We start from the raw sequence: 16,585 nt of genomic DNA, 5'->3' as shown, positions 1-16,585 counted from the left end.
CGACAGCGTGCCTGGACCGAGGCCGAGCGGGCTCAGCGCAGGGCCGGCGCGGTCCTGGTGAGTTCGCGGTAGGCGTCGGCGACGCGGCAGAGGTACTCGGTGTCGCTGCCGAGGTCCTGTCCACCGTGGACGGTCGTGTCAGGCGAAAGCGGTTGCTGCCCTTGCGCTTTGGCGTGCAGTGCGGCGGCGATCTCGGCGGCCTCCTGCGCCTCGCCGGAGCCGGACCCGCTGCGGTAGGGGCGGATGGCGAGCAGGCCGTCGCGGATCTCGATGACGCGCCGGTAGAGCTGCAGCCGGGTGGGCAACACGGTGGTGCGCGGCGGTTCCAGCGCGATTCCGGGCTCGGCGCGGTAGAGGGCGAGCCAGAGCGGGCCGAGGCGGCGGTACTGCCGGTAGCGCCGCAGCCACCCGGCCGCGGCGGGCACGCCGACGCCGACGAGCACGAGCAGGTGCGCGCTCGTCGGCAACGCCTTGCTCAGCAGGAAACCCCGGCCGGAGTCGAAGCCGAACGGCAGCCGGGCGGTCATCGCGACGACGGTCCGGCACACCATGTAGGCGGCCGCGGCGACGACTCCGGCGACGACCAGGCCGAGCCCGGCGCGCAGGATGCGGTCCGGGGCCTTGCGGGCGTCCTGCAGGCACAGCTGCCCGATCACGGCGAACTCGGGCAGCAGTGCGACGGCGTAGGCGATGCAGTACTCCATGACCAGCGGAGACTGCGGCATCATGTCGGGCGCCAGGACGAACAGTACGGTCATCGTGGCGGCCGCCGCGACGGTCCACGCCGTGTGCCGTCGGGCTCGCTTTTCGCTTCCGTGCAGGCGAAGCAGGACCTGAGTACCGGCCCAGACCGCGACGACCATGGCGAGGTGGGCGACGAGGAGTTCGACGTTGGTCGCACCGGCCGCCCGGGTGAAGCCGCGGACGGCCGGGGTCAGCGCGGTTTGCGAGACGGCGAGGCCGAGGACGCAGCACCGCACGAGCCGACGACCGGGGGCCGGGCCGGGGCGGAGGGCGATGAGGAGGGCCCACGCCAGGACGGCCGGGCCGTAGCGGCGGATCAGGTCACCCATGGTCGCCGCCGTCGCCCAGGGCTGATCGCAGGCGGTCCGTGACCGAGTCGCCTTTCGGGGTCAGGCCTGCTCGCTGGCCCAACAGCGATGCGAAGAACTCCGCCTCGCGCTCCTCCACGCTCGAGTACCCCGCGCGGCCCAGTACGCGGCGGACCATTTCCGGGGACAGGCTCGGCAGCAGCAGGCGCATCTGCTCCGCCGGCGTGAGCGATACCGGGTAGTGGTCGCACAGCAGGTGGCCGATCTCGTGCAGCACGATGTGGTCCTGGTGGGGCGCGCTCGTGTGCTGCTCGTACGCGATCAGGTCCGTGGTGTCCGTGGCGATCCACAGCCCGCACACCTCCGACAGCCCCGGCAGCGGCAGCAGGCGGATCGGGCGGCCGCGGCGCTCGCCCAGGGCCGCGCACAGCGCCGGGACGTCGAACGTGGCCGGCAGGTGCAGGTCGCGCAGAGCCGCGGCGAAGCGGTGCCGCAGCTGCCGTCGCCCGCGGAAGCTCATCGGTCCGCTTCACCCGCCGGTTCGGGGAGACCTTCGAGCTCGCGGACGCGGTCGACCATGTCGCTGATCGCTTCCAGGCTCTTCGCCGACAATCCGCGCGCGCGAAGGGCGATCTGGCGGACCGGCGCGTCGCGCAACGCGCTGAGCAGCGTGAGCTCGGCGTCGATGCGCTCGGCTTCGGCGTCGTCGAAGAAGTACGCCGGCGGGACGCCGAAGAAGCCCGCGAGTGCTTCCAGATGCCGCTTCGTCGGGTTGTCGCGGAGGCCTTTGCGCAGCTGCCAGAGGTAGGTCGCGGAGATGGTCGGCCCGCCCTGGGCGCGGATCGACTCGGCGACCTCGTCGAAGGTGTACTCGTCGCCGTCGGCGGGCCGCACGACGCCGAACAGGTGGTTCAGCTTCGCGGAGAGCGTCCCCGCGGCGATCTCCTCCGGCATGACCGGAGTCTAGCTGCGATGAGGCCGGTCCGTGGCCGCCGGTTCACGTCAGTTGACCGATTCGGTCACCTCAGTTTACGATCGCGGCCGAGTTCACCAACTGATGTGAATGGGCGAGGGGGCGGTTCACATTCCGAGGAAGAAGTCCGGCTCGACGAAGGTTCCGGTGCGACTGGCCGTGGTGGGGGTCACCGGACTGCTCTACGCCCACTGCATCGGAGGCGCCGGCTGCCCTGCGGGGCAGCGCCATTGAACTGACCACGACCCCGTCGCGCTCGTCGCGGCGACGGCGCCCCGCTGCGCGACGGTGCCCCTCGTTCAGCTCACGCGTATAACGGTCTATACCACGGTGCTGAGCGGATCCGGCCCGCCGGTGCCGGTGGCGTTGACGCGCATCGTCCCGGTCAGGCGGCTGGGACCGGCGGACGCCGGGTGCGGCGGCACCGACCGCTAGCCGCAACGGCGGCATAACACCGCCGCGCGGCGGATCGCATACCCGCGGCGACCGGCCCAGACCGGTCCAGCCCCGCCGAAAGTCGGTGCCGCGCAACGGAAAGCTCGGCCTAGCATCCGGGTCCCGCGGGCGGCTCCCGTCCGCTCAGGACGAGGAGATGCGCCGATGCGGAAACTGCTTGCCGTTCTCTGTTGCGCCTTCGTGACGACGATCGCGGTCGCCGCGCCGGCGTCCGCGACGGGCACCGTGCCCGGCCTGACCGGCGCCGCCGCGAAGGCGGCCGCCGGGCCGATGGCCGACCGGTTCCTCCAGCAGCGCCAAGCGAAGGCGGCGGCGCAGCGGCACACGTTCTGGGGACCGGAACCCCAGCTCGCCACGAGCGCGGACGGGCTGGTCGTCACCCAGAGCGTCACGCCGAACCTGCGGCTCTCCAACCGCGACGACGTCGTCTACGCGCCCACGATGAAGCCCACCGGTCATTCGTGCGTCGAGGTCGTGACCGCCTACGGGCTGGGCGAGGCGGCGCAGGTCTGGGCCTGGGACTGGTGCCGTTCGGTGTCACCGGCCAAGGTCGTGCCGATCGACAGCGCTTTCCTGGCCACCTACACCAGCACGGTCGGCGGGCACCCGGCCTACACCGTGCAGGAGGTCAAGACGACCGGCACCAGCTGGACGGCTTCGCTGTACAACGTCAAGACCGGCGCGTGGGACACGCTGTTCACGCAGAGCGGCAGCGACCAGAGCTCGCTGAACGAAGGCTGGGACATCTTCGAGCTGTACTCGACGCGCAACCCCGCGACGGGCAACGCCTACTACTGCTCCGACGCGCGTGGCGCGGTGTTCGAGTCCAGCTCGTTGAAGCTGCGCGTCGCCGGGCACTGGGTCGACGCCTCGCCGACGAACTCGCCGTTGCGCCCGACCGCGAACCCGCGGCCCGCCGACTACGACTGCCCGACGCTGCGGTTCGAGGTCCCGTCGCCGAACTCGCACTGGCGGGTCACCGTGTGAGCAGCTCGCGGCCGCGTTCGCGCCACCAGTCGTCGAACGCGGCACTGCAGCCCTCCCGGCTCGCGTAACTGGCGACGACGGCGGCGTGGATTTCCTCGGCGTGCGCCGCCACCGGCGTGCCGGGCCGGTAGCAGAGCCGCAGCTCCTGCCAGAGGGGCGCGCCTTCGAGCGCGCGCACGGCGATGCTCGCGGGCCGGTCCTCGCGGGTGGCCAGGGCCGGCGCGACCGCCATCCCCGCGCGCACCAGGTCCAGCAGCGTCGCCAGGCACTGCGGCCGGTGCGGCTGGTCGAGCGCGACGCCGTGGCGGCGGCAAACCCGCTGCAGGTAGGCCGACCAGCGCGTGGTGCCCGGCGGGTCGTCGGCCCACGGGTGCTCGCCGAGGCCGGCGAACGGGACCGATTTCCCCGACGCCAGCGGGTGGTCGGGGGCCAGGATCACGAACACCGGCTCCCGCGGGTGCACCACGAGGCTCGCGATGCCGTCCGGGACCACGGGGCCCGGCAACGGCGGGAGGTAGACCAGCGCCAGGTCGAGCTCGCCCGTGGCGAGCCGGGCGAGGGTGGCGGTCTCGTCCTGGTCTTCGTGCACGCTCACGCCGTGGCTCCACGGCCGGTCGCGCAGCCACCGCGACAGCGCGAGGTGCAGGAAGCCGCAGTACCCGCCGACGCGCAGCGGCCCGGTGGGCTCGCGCCGTTCGGCGATGCGCTCGGTCAGCGCGGACACACCGGCCAGCACGGTCCGCGCCTCGGCGACGACGTCCGCGCCGAGCCGCGTGGGCTCGCACCCGGTGGGGGAGCGGACGAACAGTGTCCCGCCGACGGTGCGCTCGACGCGGCGCAGGAGCCCGGACAACGCGGGCTGCGAAACGTGCAGCACGCGGGCCGCGCGCGTCAGGCTGCGCGTGTCCGCGACGGCCACGAGCGCGCGCAGGTGGCGCAGTTCCAGCTCCACGACCCCTCCGCCCGGTCCGGTCCCGGTCAGCCGGTTCCAGGGTAGGCCGGGTGATCGCCGGGGACATCCGACCGGAGTCGGGCGACGACGGCGAATCCGGCGCCCGCGACGGCGAGCCCGGTCCGCACCCGGTTCACCGCGTTCCAGGTCGTGAGTGCCGTGGCGACCTCGGCGGCCGGGAACCCGGGAGCGAGCATCGCCGAGTTGGCCGGGACGAAGTAGAGCAGCAGCGCGAAGGTCCCGGCGAGGCACGTGATGGTCGCGAGGCCCAGCAGGGAGCAGGGAAATCGGCCGGGTCTCGCGTTCTCTTCGACGGGTCGCGGGCCGGGTTTGACCTGGGTCGACAAATCGCCTGGGTGGGCGCCCTAGAGTGAGCCCATGGTCTCGGTCCGCCCTGCTTCGCGCTTCGAAGACGTCGCCGCGCTGCTCAACCCCAGCGGGAACGAGCGCGCGTGCTGGTGCCTCGCCTACCGGATCACCTCGGCCGAATACAGCGCGTTGCGCGGCGAAGCGCGGGCCGACCGGGTTCGGGGGCTCTGTGCGGAGCAGCCGGCGCCGGGCGTGCTGGCCTACGACGGGGACACGCCGGTCGGCTGGTGCGGGGTGTCGCCGCGGTCGCGGATGGAGCGACTGAAGCGCTCGCGCACGATGCCGCCGCTCGACGACCTGCCCGTGTGGAGCGTGGTGTGCTTCGTGGTGAAGGCGTCGCACCGCCGCCGCGGGGTGTCGGCGGCCTTGCTGGCCGGGGCCGTCGAGTACGCGCGGTCGTGCGGCGCGCCCGCCGTGGAGGGCTTCCCGGTCGACACCGAGGGCGAGCGGATCAGCTCCAGCGCGGCGCACGTCGGGACGACGACGTTGTTCGAAGCCGCCGGGTTCGCGCGGATCCGGCCGACCGGTGCGCGCGCCGATCGGCGGGTGCGGTGGCTGATGCGGCTGGATCTCGGCTGAGTCAGAGGTCCAGGACGACGTCCTCTCCGGGGCGGGCGCAGCACACCAGTGCCTCGCCCGCCGCCGGGGGCTCGAGCGGGTCGGGGGCGTACTCCACCCGGCCCGAAAGCACCGGGGTCACGCACGTGTGGCAGACGCCGGTCCGGCACGACCAGCGCGTCGGCACGTCGCACGCCTCGGCGAACTCCAGGAGGGTGGGGTAGCGCTCGCTCCACGGCACGGTGAGGCCGCTGCGGGCGAACGTGACCGCCGGTCCCGTCCCCTCCGCGCCGTCCGGGGCGTGCGGTTTCTTGCGGACGACGCCGGTGAGCCCGGGGTTGATCGCGGACACCCCGCCGAACAGTTCACTGTGGACGCGCGCCGGGTCGAAGCCCAGGGCAACCAGGGCTTCGCGCATCGCGGTCAGGAACGCGTCCGGGCCGCAGAGGTACGCGTCCCCGTCGGCCGGAAGGTCCAAAGTGGACAACGTGGCGAGCGTCAGGCGGCCGGTTTCGGCGGTGTAGCCGACGTGTTCGCGGCCGTGCGGCAGGCCGGCCACCAGCTCGTGCGCCTCGGCCGCAAACGCTTGCTCCTCGGCGTTGCGGACGGTGTGCACCCACCGGACGTCCCGCCGTGACCGGCTCGCGGCGAGCGCGTGCAGCATCGCCAGCACCGGCGTGATGCCGATGCCCGCGGACAGCAGCACCACCGGGCGGTCGCCGTCGGCCAGGACGAAGTCGCCGCGCGGGGCCGCGACGTCGACGACCGCGCCCGCGGTCAGCCGCGTGGCGAGGTAGCTGCTGACGACACCGTCGCTTGACGCTGATGCGGTACTCGTGCTCGGACGGCGCCGCCGACAGCGAATAGCTCCGGACAGGAGCGGGGTCACCGGCGCCGGGGACGCGCAGGGTCAGGTACTGCCCGGGCTCGGGCCGGGGGAGTGGCGCGCCGTCGTCGGCGGCCAGGTGGATCGACGTCACGGCCGGGCTTTCGGGCACCGTCCGGACCACGCGCAGCGGCCGGAAGCCGCGCCACCCGGTCGGTGCGGCGGCGGGCCGCGAGGCGAGGAGGTCGCGGAACGACGACTGCCAGCCGGGGCTGAGCGCGGGGATGTCGACGGCCTTGCGGAGCGCGGCCTGGTCGCGGTCCGGCAGGTAGAGGAGCGCGTCGATGTCCGCGACGCTCATTTCGTGCCGGCCGCGGCGGGTGCGGACGATCTCGTCGCCCGCCCGGACGTGGCCTTCGGTGATGACGCGCAGGTAGAAGCCCGGCCGGTGGTGCGCGACGAGCAGGGACGGCATCCGCGGCTCGCCCAGGCGCATCCCGACGCGGAAGCACGTGACGCGCGGCTGGGTGACCTCGAATTCGGCGTCGCCGATGCGGTACCGGTCGCCGATGTGCACCTCGTCGTCGGGCAGGCCGTCGACGGTGAAGTTCTCGCCGAACTGGCCGTTCTCGAGGTCGTCGCGGCCGAGGAAGTCCCGCCAGTACTCGTAGGACCGGCGCTGGTAGACGAGCACCGCGCGGTTCTCGCCGCCGTGCCCGCCCAGGTCGCCCTGGCCGTCGCCGTCGACGTTGAGCCGGCGGACCAGCCGCCTGCCGTCGACGGGGTACTTGAAGATTCCGGTGTGGACGGTCCGGCCCTGCCAGGCCACGTCCTTCGGCAGTCCGACGTTGAGCGACACCAAGCGCGCCATGGTCGTCCCCTTCACTCCGCCGTGGTGCGAGAACGCTGGTAGTGCCGCCGGGCCTTCATGCGGTTGCCGCAGACCGCCATCGAGCACCAGCGGGCGCTGTTCGGCTTGCTGTGGTCGATGAGGAACAGCCGGCACTCCGGGTTGGCGCACGGGCGCAGCCGGCCGGGGCTCGACTTGGCGAGCGCGTCCCAGGCGAGCACGGCCCGCGCGGCGGCGGAGCGGCCCGGCGGGACGTCGAGGACCCACTCGACGCCGTCTTCGCCGAAGGACGCCCGGTAGCTCACGGCGTCGACGAACCGGGCGGCCGACGCGGGCACGTCGTCGCCCCGCACGATCCCCTGCAGCACGGCCCGCGCCTCGAGCAGTGCGCGGTGCTCGTCCTCGGTGGCCGGCTGGCCGTGGGCGGCCAGCCACGCGCGGCCGGACCGCTCGTCGGCCAGGTCGTCCTCCGGGGTGCCGTCGCGCACCGGCGTCGTGTTCAGCAGGTCCAGCAGCAGTGTCTCGTCGGTCATCGTGAACCTAACCTCCCAACTCGTCCTTGACAGGTTATAGCACGGGTGCTTCCATGTCTAACCATCAAACAAAGTCATAAGGGTTAGGAGAGTGTCATGGGACTGGCCTGGCAGCAAGGACCCCTGGCCACGCGGGCGGTGGGGCACTTCCTGGCCGAGCAGCCGCTGCCCGAGCGGCTCCTGTTCGCCGAGCCGCTGCGACGGCGGATGCGCGTGCGGTTCGGCGGCGAGTGGGTGGCCGACAGCGAGGACGTCGTCCTCCTGCACGAGCCCGGGCGCTACCCGGTGGCGTACTTCCCGCTCGCCGACGTCCGCGAAGGCGTGCTCGACGCCGAGGGCCGCACGACGACCCACCGCGACCTGGGGCCCGCCGAATGGTTCACCGTCCGGGCGGGGGGCCGGCAGGCGCCGCGCGCGGCCTGGCGCTACCCCGGCCTCCCCGGCCACGCGGACGTCCTGCGCGACCGCGTCGCCTTCGCCTGGCGGGCGATGGACGCGTTCTACGAGGAGGACGAGCGGATCGTCGGGCACGCCGCCGACCCGTACCACCGCATCGACATCCGGCAGACCTCACGTCACCTCGTGGTGCGCGAGGGTGACCGCGTCGTCGCCGAGACCCGGCGGCCGGTCGTGCTCTACGAGTCCGGCTTCGCGCCCCGCTGGTACGTGCCGCGCGAAGACATCGACATGACGGCGCTGGCGCCGGTGGAGGGCGAGACTTTCTGCCCGTACAAGGGACTTGCCGGCTACTTCGACGTCGGCGCGGGCAAGCGCGCCGCCTGGTCGTACCCCGAAGCGTGGCCCGAGGTCGGGCGGGTGTCCGGGTTCGTGTCGTTCGAGCCGGACGTCGTCGACGTGACCCTCGACCGGCGGAAGCTGGCTCTCGAGCCGGGCCAGACCGTCACCCCGCACGGCATCGACCGGGGGCTGGACCCCGACGAGCTGCTGCTGCCGGGCTAGTGGAACGTGACGGTGAAGCCGCGGCAGGAGCCGCACTGGTACATCGTCTGGTTGCCGGGCTCGGTGTCCTGTTTGGACCACGCGTAGGCCTTGGGGCAGTGGGACTTGATCGTGTCGCTGTAGTCGGTCGGCGCGTCGCGGTCGGGGTTGACGCAGCTGACCGGCGCGCCGTCCGGGCCGTGGACGACATAGGCGGCGGGGCAGGCGGGCAGCAGGTCCTCGGGGCAGCCGGCGGTGCCGCACGACGTCGAGCCCGGCGGGACGCTCGCGTCGACGGGTTCGATGGTGATCGGCACCGAGAAGGCGTTGACGTAGCTGACGTCGTACCAGGGGGCCAGGCTGTCGCCGGTGTCGAAGTTGAACTCGGCGAGGCTGGCGGGCTGTTCGCCGGTGGTGCAGTGGTCGGCGAAGGCGCCGCAGTCGCCGACGGCGCAGTGGAAGTCCTGGCCGGACGTCCCGGTGCAGCCCTGCCTGCCGAAGAACTTCCCGCGCCAGTGGCCGGGATCGGCCGACTCGGGGATCGTGACCGTCGCGGACTGCCCGTCTTCGAGGGCTGGGAGGCTGGTGAAGTCGGCCGAGCCGTCGGCGTTCACCGAACTACCGAGCCACAGCTTCTGCCCGGACCGGTTCACGAAGGTGACGGTGTGGTCGGCCGCGGCCTTGGCCGTGAGAGCCGCTGCGCGGTAGGCGACGCCGCTCGCGTTCGGCGTCGCACCGGTGTAGAGCCCGGTCGGTGCCGTCGACGTCGACAGCGAGAACCAGGCGTACCGCTCGACGAACGAAAGTCCTTCGAGCATCGCGGTGGACTTCGTGACGAAGTCGGTCTGCTGGGCCGAAGTCGGGTAACGCGGTGTCGAGCCGGAGAAGTCGGTGAGCGCGTATTCGGTCAGCCAGATCGGGAGGTGGTAGCGGTCGTGCACCTTCTGCAGGTAGGACTGCAGCTGCCCGGTGGCCGCGCTCGAGAAGTCCCCGCCGTACCAGTGCAGCGGGATGAAGTCGACCCGGTAGCCGCGCGCGGCGGCACCGCTCAGGAACCGGTCGAGCCACCCGCCGGCGACGTCCGCGCCATAGGCGACGGCCGGGGCGCCGAGCCGCATCCCGGTGTCCTGCAACTGGGGCCACAGAGCGAGCGCGGTCTCGACGGACATGTTCGCCTGGCCGGCCATGTCGGGTTCGTTGAAGCCGAGCAGGGTGCTGCCCGACGCTTTCGCGCGGCCGAGCTGGTCCTGGTTGACGGAACCCTGGCCCCAGATCATGGGCACGAACTCCGCCCCGTTGGCGGGGGCGATGCCCTGCGGATCGGCCGCCCAGTCGTAGAACCACCGGGCCCCGACATCGCCGAGTGCGGTCCCGGCCTCGGGATAGGGATTGACGCTGACGCCTTTCTTGCCCCCGGCGCCGGCGCCGGCGGCGGGCGCGGCCAGACCTCCGAGAGCGAGCAGGACCACGGCCACGACGGCGAGCACCTTCTTCACGAGCAGCTCCTCTGCGACTCGGAGAATTCCAGGTTGTGAATAACGCACCGTCGAGCCCGGCGGCAAGATCCCGTCGTGCGTGAGGGTAGGAAGAGGAACCGGCCTTGCCCGATCACCGGGGACCGGTTCAGTGCGCTTCTTCGGCCTGCTTGTCGGTGATCGTGTCGAGGATGTCCGCGGCGATCGCCCGGGCGGCCGGCTTCAGTTCCGTGCTGAGGGCGTAGAACAGCTCCTGCGCCGGTTCGGCGGGCCAGGCGGCGGGCAGGTGCTCGCGGGGGAGGCGGGGGTCGGTGCGGATGGTCCGCAGCCAGTCGGACTCGAGGAGCAGGTCGCGGGCGAGGCTGTCCGGCGCCTGGCTTTCGGGGTCCTGCCAGCGGGCCAGGAACGCGCGGTAGTGCCCGGCCAGCTGGTCGATGTCCCAGGCTTCCCGGACGATCCCGGCGACTTCGGTGGGCGGGAGCGCGCGGGCCTGGAAGACCCGGACGTGCCCGTCGGCGCCGAGGCCGTCGAGCAGGGGGACCGTGTCGACCTGGCCCGGGGCGATCCACAGCCCGCCCTGCAGGCTGCCGAAACCCGCCCACAGCAACCGGGAGCGCAGGGCGTGGCGCTGGCGCTGCCACGACTCCGGCATCGAAAACCCGAGCAGTGTCCACGTGCCGTCCCAGTGCCGCTCGACCGCTCCGGCTCGCCAGATGCGCCGCTCGCCGTCGTGCAGGATCGCCCGTGACCGGTCGGTGAGGCCGACGTAGACGTGGCGGCCGCGGCGCACCCGGTGCAGCAGGTCGCGGCGGGCCATGCGGCTCAGCGTCGAACGGGTGGCGTGCTCGGAGACCCCGACGCGCTCGAGCACGTCGAGCACGCTGGCGGTCGCGACGTGGATCCCGCGGTCGAGGATGTGGCCGCCGAGGAACGTGAGCAGCAGCGTCTGGGGGCGCGGGGTATCGGCGCTGATGCCTTCGGCGGCGGCCGGCACGGCCAGATCGGTCACTCCGCGAGCATAAGCCTGATCCATGTTGGGCAGACTGTTGACGGCAGTCATCAAGGTGCTTAACGTTCGTCGCGGCGTGGCGCGGGTCACGCGCAGTCGGCGACGAGGCAGGGGCGCGATGGCAGACAACCTCCGACCGCGGGCGCAGCTGCGCCGCGCGGTGCTGTCCAGCTACTTCGGCAGCGTGATCGAGTACTACGACTTCCTGCTCTACGCCACCGCCTCGGCGGTGGTGTTCAACAAGGTCTTCTTCTCGAACCTGGACCCGGTGGCCGGCACGGTCGCCAGTCTGGGCACGTTCACCACCGGCTACCTGGCCCGCCCGATCGGCGGGATCGTCTTCGGGCACTTCGGTGACCTGCTGGGCCGCAAGCGGATGCTCGTGATCACGATGTCGATGATGGGCATCGCGAGCACGCTGATCGGCGTTCTGCCCACTTACGCGCAGATCGGCGTCTGGGCCCCGGTCCTGCTCGTCGTGCTGCGCGTGCTGCAGGGCGTCGCCGTCGGCGGCGAGTGGGGCGGCGCGGTGCTGATGTCGGCCGAGCACGCGACCAGCCGTCGCGGGCTGTGGGCGAGCTTCACCAACGCCGGGGCGCCCAGCGGGATGGTGGTCTCCACGCTGCTGCTGACACTGATGGGCGCGGTGACCACCGACGCGCAGTTCCTCGCGTGGGGCTGGCGGGTGCCGTTCCTGCTCAGCGTCGTGCTCCTGGCGATCGGCCTGTTCATCCGGCTGAAGGTCGACGAGACGCCGGTGTTCGCGGCCTCCCGCGAGCGCTCCGGCACGCCGTTGCTGGAGGTCCTGCGCCGCCACCCCAAGAACCTGCTGCTGGCGATCGGCGTCGGCTTCGGGGCCTTCGTCGCGCAGGGCACCCTCACGACGTACGTCCTTTCCTACGCCGTGCACGCGGGCTTCTCGCGCCAGACCGTGCTCAACGCGATCACGGTGTCCTCGGTCGGCGCGGTGATCGGCATCATCGGCTACTCGGCGCTGTCCGACCGCGTCGGGCGCAGGCCCGTCGTCATCGCCGGGGCGATCGCCACCGGCGTGGTCGCGTTCCTGCTGTTCCCCATGATCGACAGCGGCTCGCCCGTGCTGCTGACGCTCGCGGTAGTGCTGGGCCAGTCGGTCGCCCACCCGGCGATGTACGGGCCACTGGCCGCGCTGTGCACCGAGTTGTTCGGCACCCGCACGCGCTACACGGGCGCGTCGCTCGGCTACCAGATCGCCGGGCTGGGCGCGGGGGTCGCTCCCGTCGTGTTCGCGGCGATCGCCGGCGCCGGCACGGGCGTGATCTCCGCGGTGATCGCGGCCTGCTGCCTCGTCACCGTGCTGTGCGTGCTCGCCCTGCGCGAGAGCAACCAGGTCGACCTGGCGGATCCGTCCGTGACCCGGGCCGTGGGAGCGGACCGGTGAAGCGCCTGATCCCGGTGGCGGTCGCGACGCTCTTGGCGGCGGGCCTCGCCTCTCCCGCGGAAGCCGCCGACGCGGGACACCACAGCGGACAGCTGCCCGACGGCGCGACCTGGGTCGCGGACGTCCCGGCGGCGTGGAACGGCACGATCATCCTCTACAGCCACGGTTTCGGCCCGCTCGTCGCGCAGGACGCGCCGGACGGGGCCACGGCGGCGGCCCTCCTCTCCGAGGGCTACGCGCTCGTCGGCTCGTCCTACTCGGGGCCGTCCTGGTGGGCGCTGGAGTCCGCGGCCGGGGACCAGTTCGCGGCGCTGGGCGAACTCGAGGCCCGGATCGGAACGGCGAAACGCACCATCGCGTGGGGGACGTCGATGGGCGGGCTCGTGAGCGCGCGGGAGGCCGAGGACCGCCACGACCGCATCGACGGCGCGCTCACGACCTGCGGGCTGGTCGCGGGTGCGCTGAACCTCGACGACTACCAGCTCCACGGCGAATACGCGCTCTCGCACCTGCTCGCGCCCGGGCAGCCGGTCAAGCTGGTCCGCTACGGCAGCCAGGACGAAGCCGCCGCGGCGGCCGCGACCTTGGCGAAGGTGACGAGCGACGCCCAGGCCACGCCCGCCGGCCGGGCGCGGATCGCTCTCGCCGCCGCGCTGATGAACGTGTCCACCTGGTACACCGGCGCCGCACCACCGGCACCCCGGGACTACGAAACCCAGGAGGCACAACAGGAACAGACGCTCACGGGGTTCGTGCTCGGCTTCGTCATGACGGGCCGGCACCAGGTCGAGCTGGCCGCGGGCGGGAACAGCGCGGCCACCCGCGGCACCGACTACCGGGCCCTGCTCGCCCGCAGCAGTCACCTCCCGCAGGTCCGGGACCTCTACCGGCACGCGGGGCTGAACCTCGACGCCGACCTGGCGAAGCTGACCCGGGACGCGGACATCACGGCCGATCCGGGTGCGGTGGCCACGCTCGCCCGGACGTCCGTGCCGACCGGGCGCCTGCGGGCGCCCGAGCTGAACGTCCACACCATCGCCGACCAGCTCGTGCCCGTGGAGCAGGAAAACTGGTACGCGCGGCGCGTGGGCGACGGGCACCTGCTGCGGCAGGCGTTCGTCGAGGGCACCGGGCACTGCGCCTTCCAGGCCTCGGAGACGATCGCCGCGCTGCACGCCCTCGAGGCCCGTATCTCGACCGGCCGCTGGGGCGACGTCGCCGAACCCGAACGGCTCAACGCGGCCGCCGGGACCGGGCGCTACCTGCGGTACGCCCCCGGGCACCTGGTGGGCTCGGATCCCGGCCCGACGCCACCGCGGTGAGGAGGGCGGCCGCCGCCGCGCAGGCCTCGTCGGTGATGACGTGTTCGGTGCCCGGGGCGATGCGCAGATCCACCTTCGCCCCGGCCCGGCGCAGCAGTACGGCGGTCTCCTCGACCCGGTGCCGGGGCACCCACGGGTCGTCAGAGATGCTTCGCAGGACGGCCGGAACTCCGTGCAGGACCGGGGTGTCCGGCACGGGTGGGGCTGCCGTGCCCGCGTAGCCCCCGGTGAACAGCACCAGCCCGGCGACCGGGCGCGGCGCCGTGAGCATCAGGTGCGCCAGCAGGCAGGCGCCCTGCGAGAACCCCCACAGCACCACCCGTTCGCGGCCGAAACCGGCCTCGGCCAACCGGTCCAGGCACGCTGCCACGGTCCGCAGCGACCGGCCGAGGGCGGGTTGGTTGCGTTCGACCGGTTCCAGGAACGAGAGCGGGTACCACGTGGTGCCCGGGGCTTGCGGTGCGAAGAACCGCACCGGCACCGGGCCCAGCCGCTCGGCGGTCGTCCGCATGAACGCCGGGTCCTGGCCGCGGCCGTGCACGGCGAGCACCGCCAGCCCGGCCTCGTCCGCCGGGAGGCCCCATTCGACGAGCGCGGGAGTCACCGGACGGCCGCGTGCTCGTCGAGGTCGAGGAACACCCAGCGCGCACCGGGCGCGAGGCCGCTGAGCAGCTTGCCGCAGTTCTGCAGCACGAGCGGGCCGGAGGTGACGTGCTGGGTGCCGGCGTGCAGGTCGCGGAAGAACCGCTGCAGGGTGCCGTGCCGCAGGGCCGCCGTCCCCGCCCACTTGTAGACGGTCTGGCCCACCGCGTGCACCGACCACGTGGCGTTGTTCAGCATCAGGCGGGTCAGCGTCTCCTGCTCGGTGTCCATCGGGTCGCCGCGGTCCAGGGTGGCTTCGCAGTCCGCCCAGACCTCCGCCGCCCACGCGCGTGCCGCGCGCAGTTTCGCTTCGGCCTGGGCGTACTCCGCGGAGAACTGCTGGGTGTCCACTGTCGCGTTCGGACGGCCGGTCTTCTCGGCCGCCAGCGCCTTCAGCTCGTCGAGCAGCCGGCGGCCGACGCCGAGGGCCCAGCCCGTGTGGCAGATCCCGGCCAGGTTGGCCAGTCCCATGCGGTAGAGCGCGCCGCCGTGCCGGGTTTCCGTGGTGGCGATGCCGTACACGTGGCTCTCCGGCACGAACAGGTCCTCGCACACGTAGTCGTGGCTGCTGGTCGCGCGCAGGCCCATGACGTCCCAGTTGTCGATCAGCCGCGCCTGGGCCTTGGGCAGCGTGAAGACCAGCGCCTCGCCCATCTCCGCGCAGAACGCGGCGGTGTGGATGTGGGTCGCCATCGAAATCCCGGACGCGAAGTGCCAGTGCCCGCTGATGCGGTAGCCGCCCTCGACCCGGACGGCCGTGCCGAGCTTGGTGCCCTGCCCGGCGATGAGCGCGTGCCCGCCGGCGCCGGCGTCGGGGTAGAGGTCCGCGGCGGCCTCCGGTCCCAGGTAGGCGGCCGTGGTGCCGGTGACCATCTGCAGGGCCATGACGGCCCAGCCCACCGAAGCGTCCGCATAGGACAGTTTGGCGATCGTGGCGATGACCTGGCGAGGGGAGAACTCGTAGCCGCCGAGCTCGCGGGGGATGCCGACCCTGAACACGCCGGTCCCGTGCAGGGCCTCGGCGGCTTCGTCGGGGACGCGGCCGAGGGCCTCGCCCTCCTCGGCGGTGGCCTCGATGACGGGCGTGATCGCGTCGAGCCGCGCCATGAGCGCGTCGAACTCGGCGCTGACGTGCAGCTGGTTCATGCGGTCCCTCCCCACTTGGCCCGGATCCGGCCGGGGATCTCGTGCCCGCCGGGCGACGTGCGGTGCGGCCATCGCGGCCGGCTCAGATGTCGATCGGTTCCAGCCGGCCCAGGATCTCCTCGCGGCGGTGCTCGAACTGCTCGGGCAGCTGGAAGCGCTTGCCGAGCTCGTGCGGGGACTCGTCGCAGGTCCAGCCGCCGTCGGCGTGGGTCACCGCGAGCTCGAACAGCGCGCCGCTCGGGGTGCGCACGTAGACGCTCTTGAAGTACTTGCGGTCCTTCAGCTCCGAGATGTCGGTGTAGCCGCGTCCTTCGATCTCGAACTTCACCGCGTCCTGGTTCTCCAGGGTGGCCACGTTCCACGCGAAGTGGTGGTAGGTCCCGGCGCCGTAGGACCAGGTGCCCTGGTCGTCGGTGCGGTTGACGGTGATCTCGAGGTGGTTGCCGTGCTTGGCGTCGCCGATCCGCAGCCCGAGGACGTCGCCCTCCTCGGCGAGACCGTCCTGGGCGAAGAAGGACTCGCCGGCGAACTCGACCATCCGGTCGGGGGTGGCCATGTGCACGCCCACGCCGTGGATGCCGTGGATCGCGTGCTCCTGCGGTACGCCGTGGCCGGGGTGGCCGACGCGCTCGTCGCCGTCGTTGCCGACGAAGAAGTACTCGATGCCCGACGGGTGCCGGAACGCGAGCCGGCGCCGGCCGAACCGCTCGACGTCGGCGACCTCGACGCCGTGCTCGCTCAGCCGGCCGTGCCAGAAGTCCAGCGAGTGGCCGGGAACCGACAGCAGGACCTCCCGCGCCTGGTTCGTGCCGCGCTTGCCGAAGAACCCGGCCTGCGCCCAGGGAAAGGTCGTCACGACGCTCGAGGGGTCGCCCGCGGCGTTGGAGTAGTACAGGTGGTAGATCGGCAGCGAGCCGTCGAACAGGACCGTGCGCTTGATGAAGCGCATCCCGAGGATCTTGACGTGGAAGTCGACGTCTTCCTGCGCGTCCGCCACGGAAAGCGTCACGTGGTGCGAACCTTGCACAAAGGTCATGGTGGCTCCTCCACACTGAGATGTCCGCCGGGCCCGACTC

Annotated in this window: 17 protein-coding genes and 1 pseudogene; 5 read left to right on the top strand and 13 right to left on the bottom strand. The window is 72.5% G+C overall.

Annotated features, from left to right (window positions below):
• Positions 1-32: 32 nt before the first annotated feature.
• Genes ACYVLJ_RS44560 through ACYVLJ_RS44550 form a run of 3 tightly spaced genes read right to left on the bottom strand, consistent with a single transcriptional unit; the run spans position 33 to position 2,006 of the window.
• Entirely contained in the window at positions 33-1,073 is a 1,041-nt protein-coding gene (locus ACYVLJ_RS44560) for an MAB_1171c family putative transporter (protein WP_460443248.1), read from the bottom strand.
• A complete protein-coding gene (locus ACYVLJ_RS44555; protein ID WP_451976328.1) occupies positions 1,066-1,572 on the bottom strand; it encodes a hypothetical protein in 507 nt (168 codons plus the stop codon). Before ACYVLJ_RS44555 ends, ACYVLJ_RS44560 begins: the two co-directional genes overlap by 8 nt.
• The gene (locus tag ACYVLJ_RS44550) at positions 1,569-2,006 is read right to left on the bottom strand and encodes a helix-turn-helix domain-containing protein (RefSeq protein ID WP_451976331.1); all 438 of its coding nucleotides are present in this window, start codon (positions 2,004-2,006) and stop codon (positions 1,569-1,571) included. The genes ACYVLJ_RS44555 and ACYVLJ_RS44550 overlap by 4 nt, the downstream gene beginning before the upstream one ends.
• Positions 2,007-2,625: 619 nt before the next feature.
• Between ACYVLJ_RS44550 and ACYVLJ_RS44545 the strand changes: the two genes are divergently transcribed.
• Positions 2,626-3,468, top strand: a complete 843-nt coding sequence (locus ACYVLJ_RS44545; RefSeq protein WP_460443247.1) for a carbohydrate-binding protein — start codon at positions 2,626-2,628, stop codon at positions 3,466-3,468.
• Here ACYVLJ_RS44545 and ACYVLJ_RS44540 read toward each other — a convergent pair.
• On the bottom strand, positions 3,458-4,420 hold the full coding sequence (locus ACYVLJ_RS44540; protein ID WP_460443246.1) for a LysR family transcriptional regulator: 963 nt from the start codon (positions 4,418-4,420) through the stop codon (positions 3,458-3,460). The two genes, ACYVLJ_RS44545 and ACYVLJ_RS44540, sit on opposite strands and share 11 nt — an antisense overlap.
• A gap of 26 nt (positions 4,421-4,446) precedes the next feature.
• Positions 4,447-4,767 carry a hypothetical protein gene (locus ACYVLJ_RS44535; protein WP_460443245.1) on the bottom strand — a complete coding sequence of 107 codons (321 nt, stop codon included), beginning with the start codon at positions 4,765-4,767 and terminating at the stop codon, positions 4,447-4,449.
• A 31-nt stretch (positions 4,768-4,798) separates the two neighbouring features.
• Here ACYVLJ_RS44535 and ACYVLJ_RS44530 point away from each other — a divergent pair, with 31 nt between their 5' ends.
• Positions 4,799-5,368, top strand: coding sequence for a GNAT family N-acetyltransferase (locus ACYVLJ_RS44530; protein ID WP_451976339.1), 570 nt, complete (start codon positions 4,799-4,801; stop codon positions 5,366-5,368).
• Between the two features lies 1 nt (position 5,369).
• Here ACYVLJ_RS44530 and ACYVLJ_RS44525 read toward each other — a convergent pair whose 3' ends face one another.
• The 3 genes and pseudogenes from ACYVLJ_RS44525 to ACYVLJ_RS44515 all read right to left on the bottom strand — a co-directional run bounded on the left by ACYVLJ_RS44525 (position 5,370) and on the right by ACYVLJ_RS44515 (position 7,556).
• Positions 5,370-6,236: a flavin reductase family protein gene (locus tag ACYVLJ_RS44525; protein WP_460443244.1), complete on the bottom strand. Its 867-nt coding sequence runs from the start codon at positions 6,234-6,236 to the stop codon at positions 5,370-5,372.
• A 229-nt stretch (positions 6,237-6,465) separates the two neighbouring features.
• Positions 6,466-7,044 (bottom strand): annotated as a pseudogene (locus ACYVLJ_RS44520) (MOSC domain-containing protein); the annotation flags it as partial.
• 11 nt (positions 7,045-7,055) lie between these two features.
• A complete protein-coding gene (locus ACYVLJ_RS44515) occupies positions 7,056-7,556 on the bottom strand; it encodes a CGNR zinc finger domain-containing protein (RefSeq protein ID WP_460443243.1) in 501 nt (166 codons plus the stop codon).
• A gap of 96 nt (positions 7,557-7,652) precedes the next feature.
• Here ACYVLJ_RS44515 and ACYVLJ_RS44510 point away from each other — a divergent pair, with 96 nt between their 5' ends.
• Positions 7,653-8,516, top strand: a complete 864-nt coding sequence (locus tag ACYVLJ_RS44510; RefSeq protein ID WP_460443242.1) for a DUF427 domain-containing protein — start codon at positions 7,653-7,655, stop codon at positions 8,514-8,516.
• On the opposite strand, the gene ACYVLJ_RS44505 is transcribed toward ACYVLJ_RS44510, so the two are convergent.
• Together ACYVLJ_RS44505 and ACYVLJ_RS44500 are read right to left on the bottom strand one after the other, a co-directional pair.
• The gene (locus tag ACYVLJ_RS44505) at positions 8,513-9,991 is read right to left on the bottom strand and encodes a glycosyl hydrolase (protein ID WP_460443241.1); all 1,479 of its coding nucleotides are present in this window, start codon (positions 9,989-9,991) and stop codon (positions 8,513-8,515) included. The two genes, ACYVLJ_RS44510 and ACYVLJ_RS44505, sit on opposite strands and share 4 nt — an antisense overlap.
• 127 nt (positions 9,992-10,118) lie before the next feature.
• Positions 10,119-10,979 (bottom strand): PaaX family transcriptional regulator, encoded by an 861-nt coding sequence (locus tag ACYVLJ_RS44500; protein ID WP_451976354.1) that lies wholly within the window; start codon positions 10,977-10,979, stop codon positions 10,119-10,121.
• Between the two features lie 118 nt (positions 10,980-11,097).
• Between ACYVLJ_RS44500 and ACYVLJ_RS44495 the strand changes: the two genes are divergently transcribed.
• Together ACYVLJ_RS44495 and ACYVLJ_RS44490 are read left to right on the top strand one after the other, a co-directional pair.
• Positions 11,098-12,399: an MFS transporter gene (locus ACYVLJ_RS44495; RefSeq protein ID WP_460443240.1), complete on the top strand. Its 1,302-nt coding sequence runs from the start codon at positions 11,098-11,100 to the stop codon at positions 12,397-12,399.
• Entirely contained in the window at positions 12,396-13,721 is a 1,326-nt protein-coding gene (locus ACYVLJ_RS44490) for an alpha/beta fold hydrolase (protein ID WP_460443239.1), read from the top strand. Before ACYVLJ_RS44495 ends, ACYVLJ_RS44490 begins: the two co-directional genes overlap by 4 nt.
• Here ACYVLJ_RS44490 and ACYVLJ_RS44485 read toward each other — a convergent pair.
• The 3 genes from ACYVLJ_RS44485 to ACYVLJ_RS44475 all read right to left on the bottom strand — a co-directional run bounded on the left by ACYVLJ_RS44485 (position 13,633) and on the right by ACYVLJ_RS44475 (position 16,545).
• On the bottom strand, positions 13,633-14,325 hold the full coding sequence (locus ACYVLJ_RS44485) for an alpha/beta hydrolase (protein ID WP_460443238.1): 693 nt from the start codon (positions 14,323-14,325) through the stop codon (positions 13,633-13,635). The genes ACYVLJ_RS44490 and ACYVLJ_RS44485 overlap by 89 nt on opposite strands.
• The gene (locus tag ACYVLJ_RS44480) at positions 14,322-15,509 is read right to left on the bottom strand and encodes an acyl-CoA dehydrogenase family protein (RefSeq protein ID WP_460443237.1); all 1,188 of its coding nucleotides are present in this window, start codon (positions 15,507-15,509) and stop codon (positions 14,322-14,324) included. The genes ACYVLJ_RS44485 and ACYVLJ_RS44480 overlap by 4 nt, the downstream gene beginning before the upstream one ends.
• Positions 15,510-15,591: 82 nt before the next feature.
• Positions 15,592-16,545: a VOC family protein gene (locus ACYVLJ_RS44475; RefSeq protein ID WP_451976369.1), complete on the bottom strand. Its 954-nt coding sequence runs from the start codon at positions 16,543-16,545 to the stop codon at positions 15,592-15,594.
• Positions 16,546-16,585: the final 40 nt, after the last annotated feature.

This window comes from Amycolatopsis stemonae (genome assembly GCF_054781455.1).
Note: the sequence above shows the minus strand (reverse complement) of the source record. Positions and strands in the feature narration are given on the sequence as shown.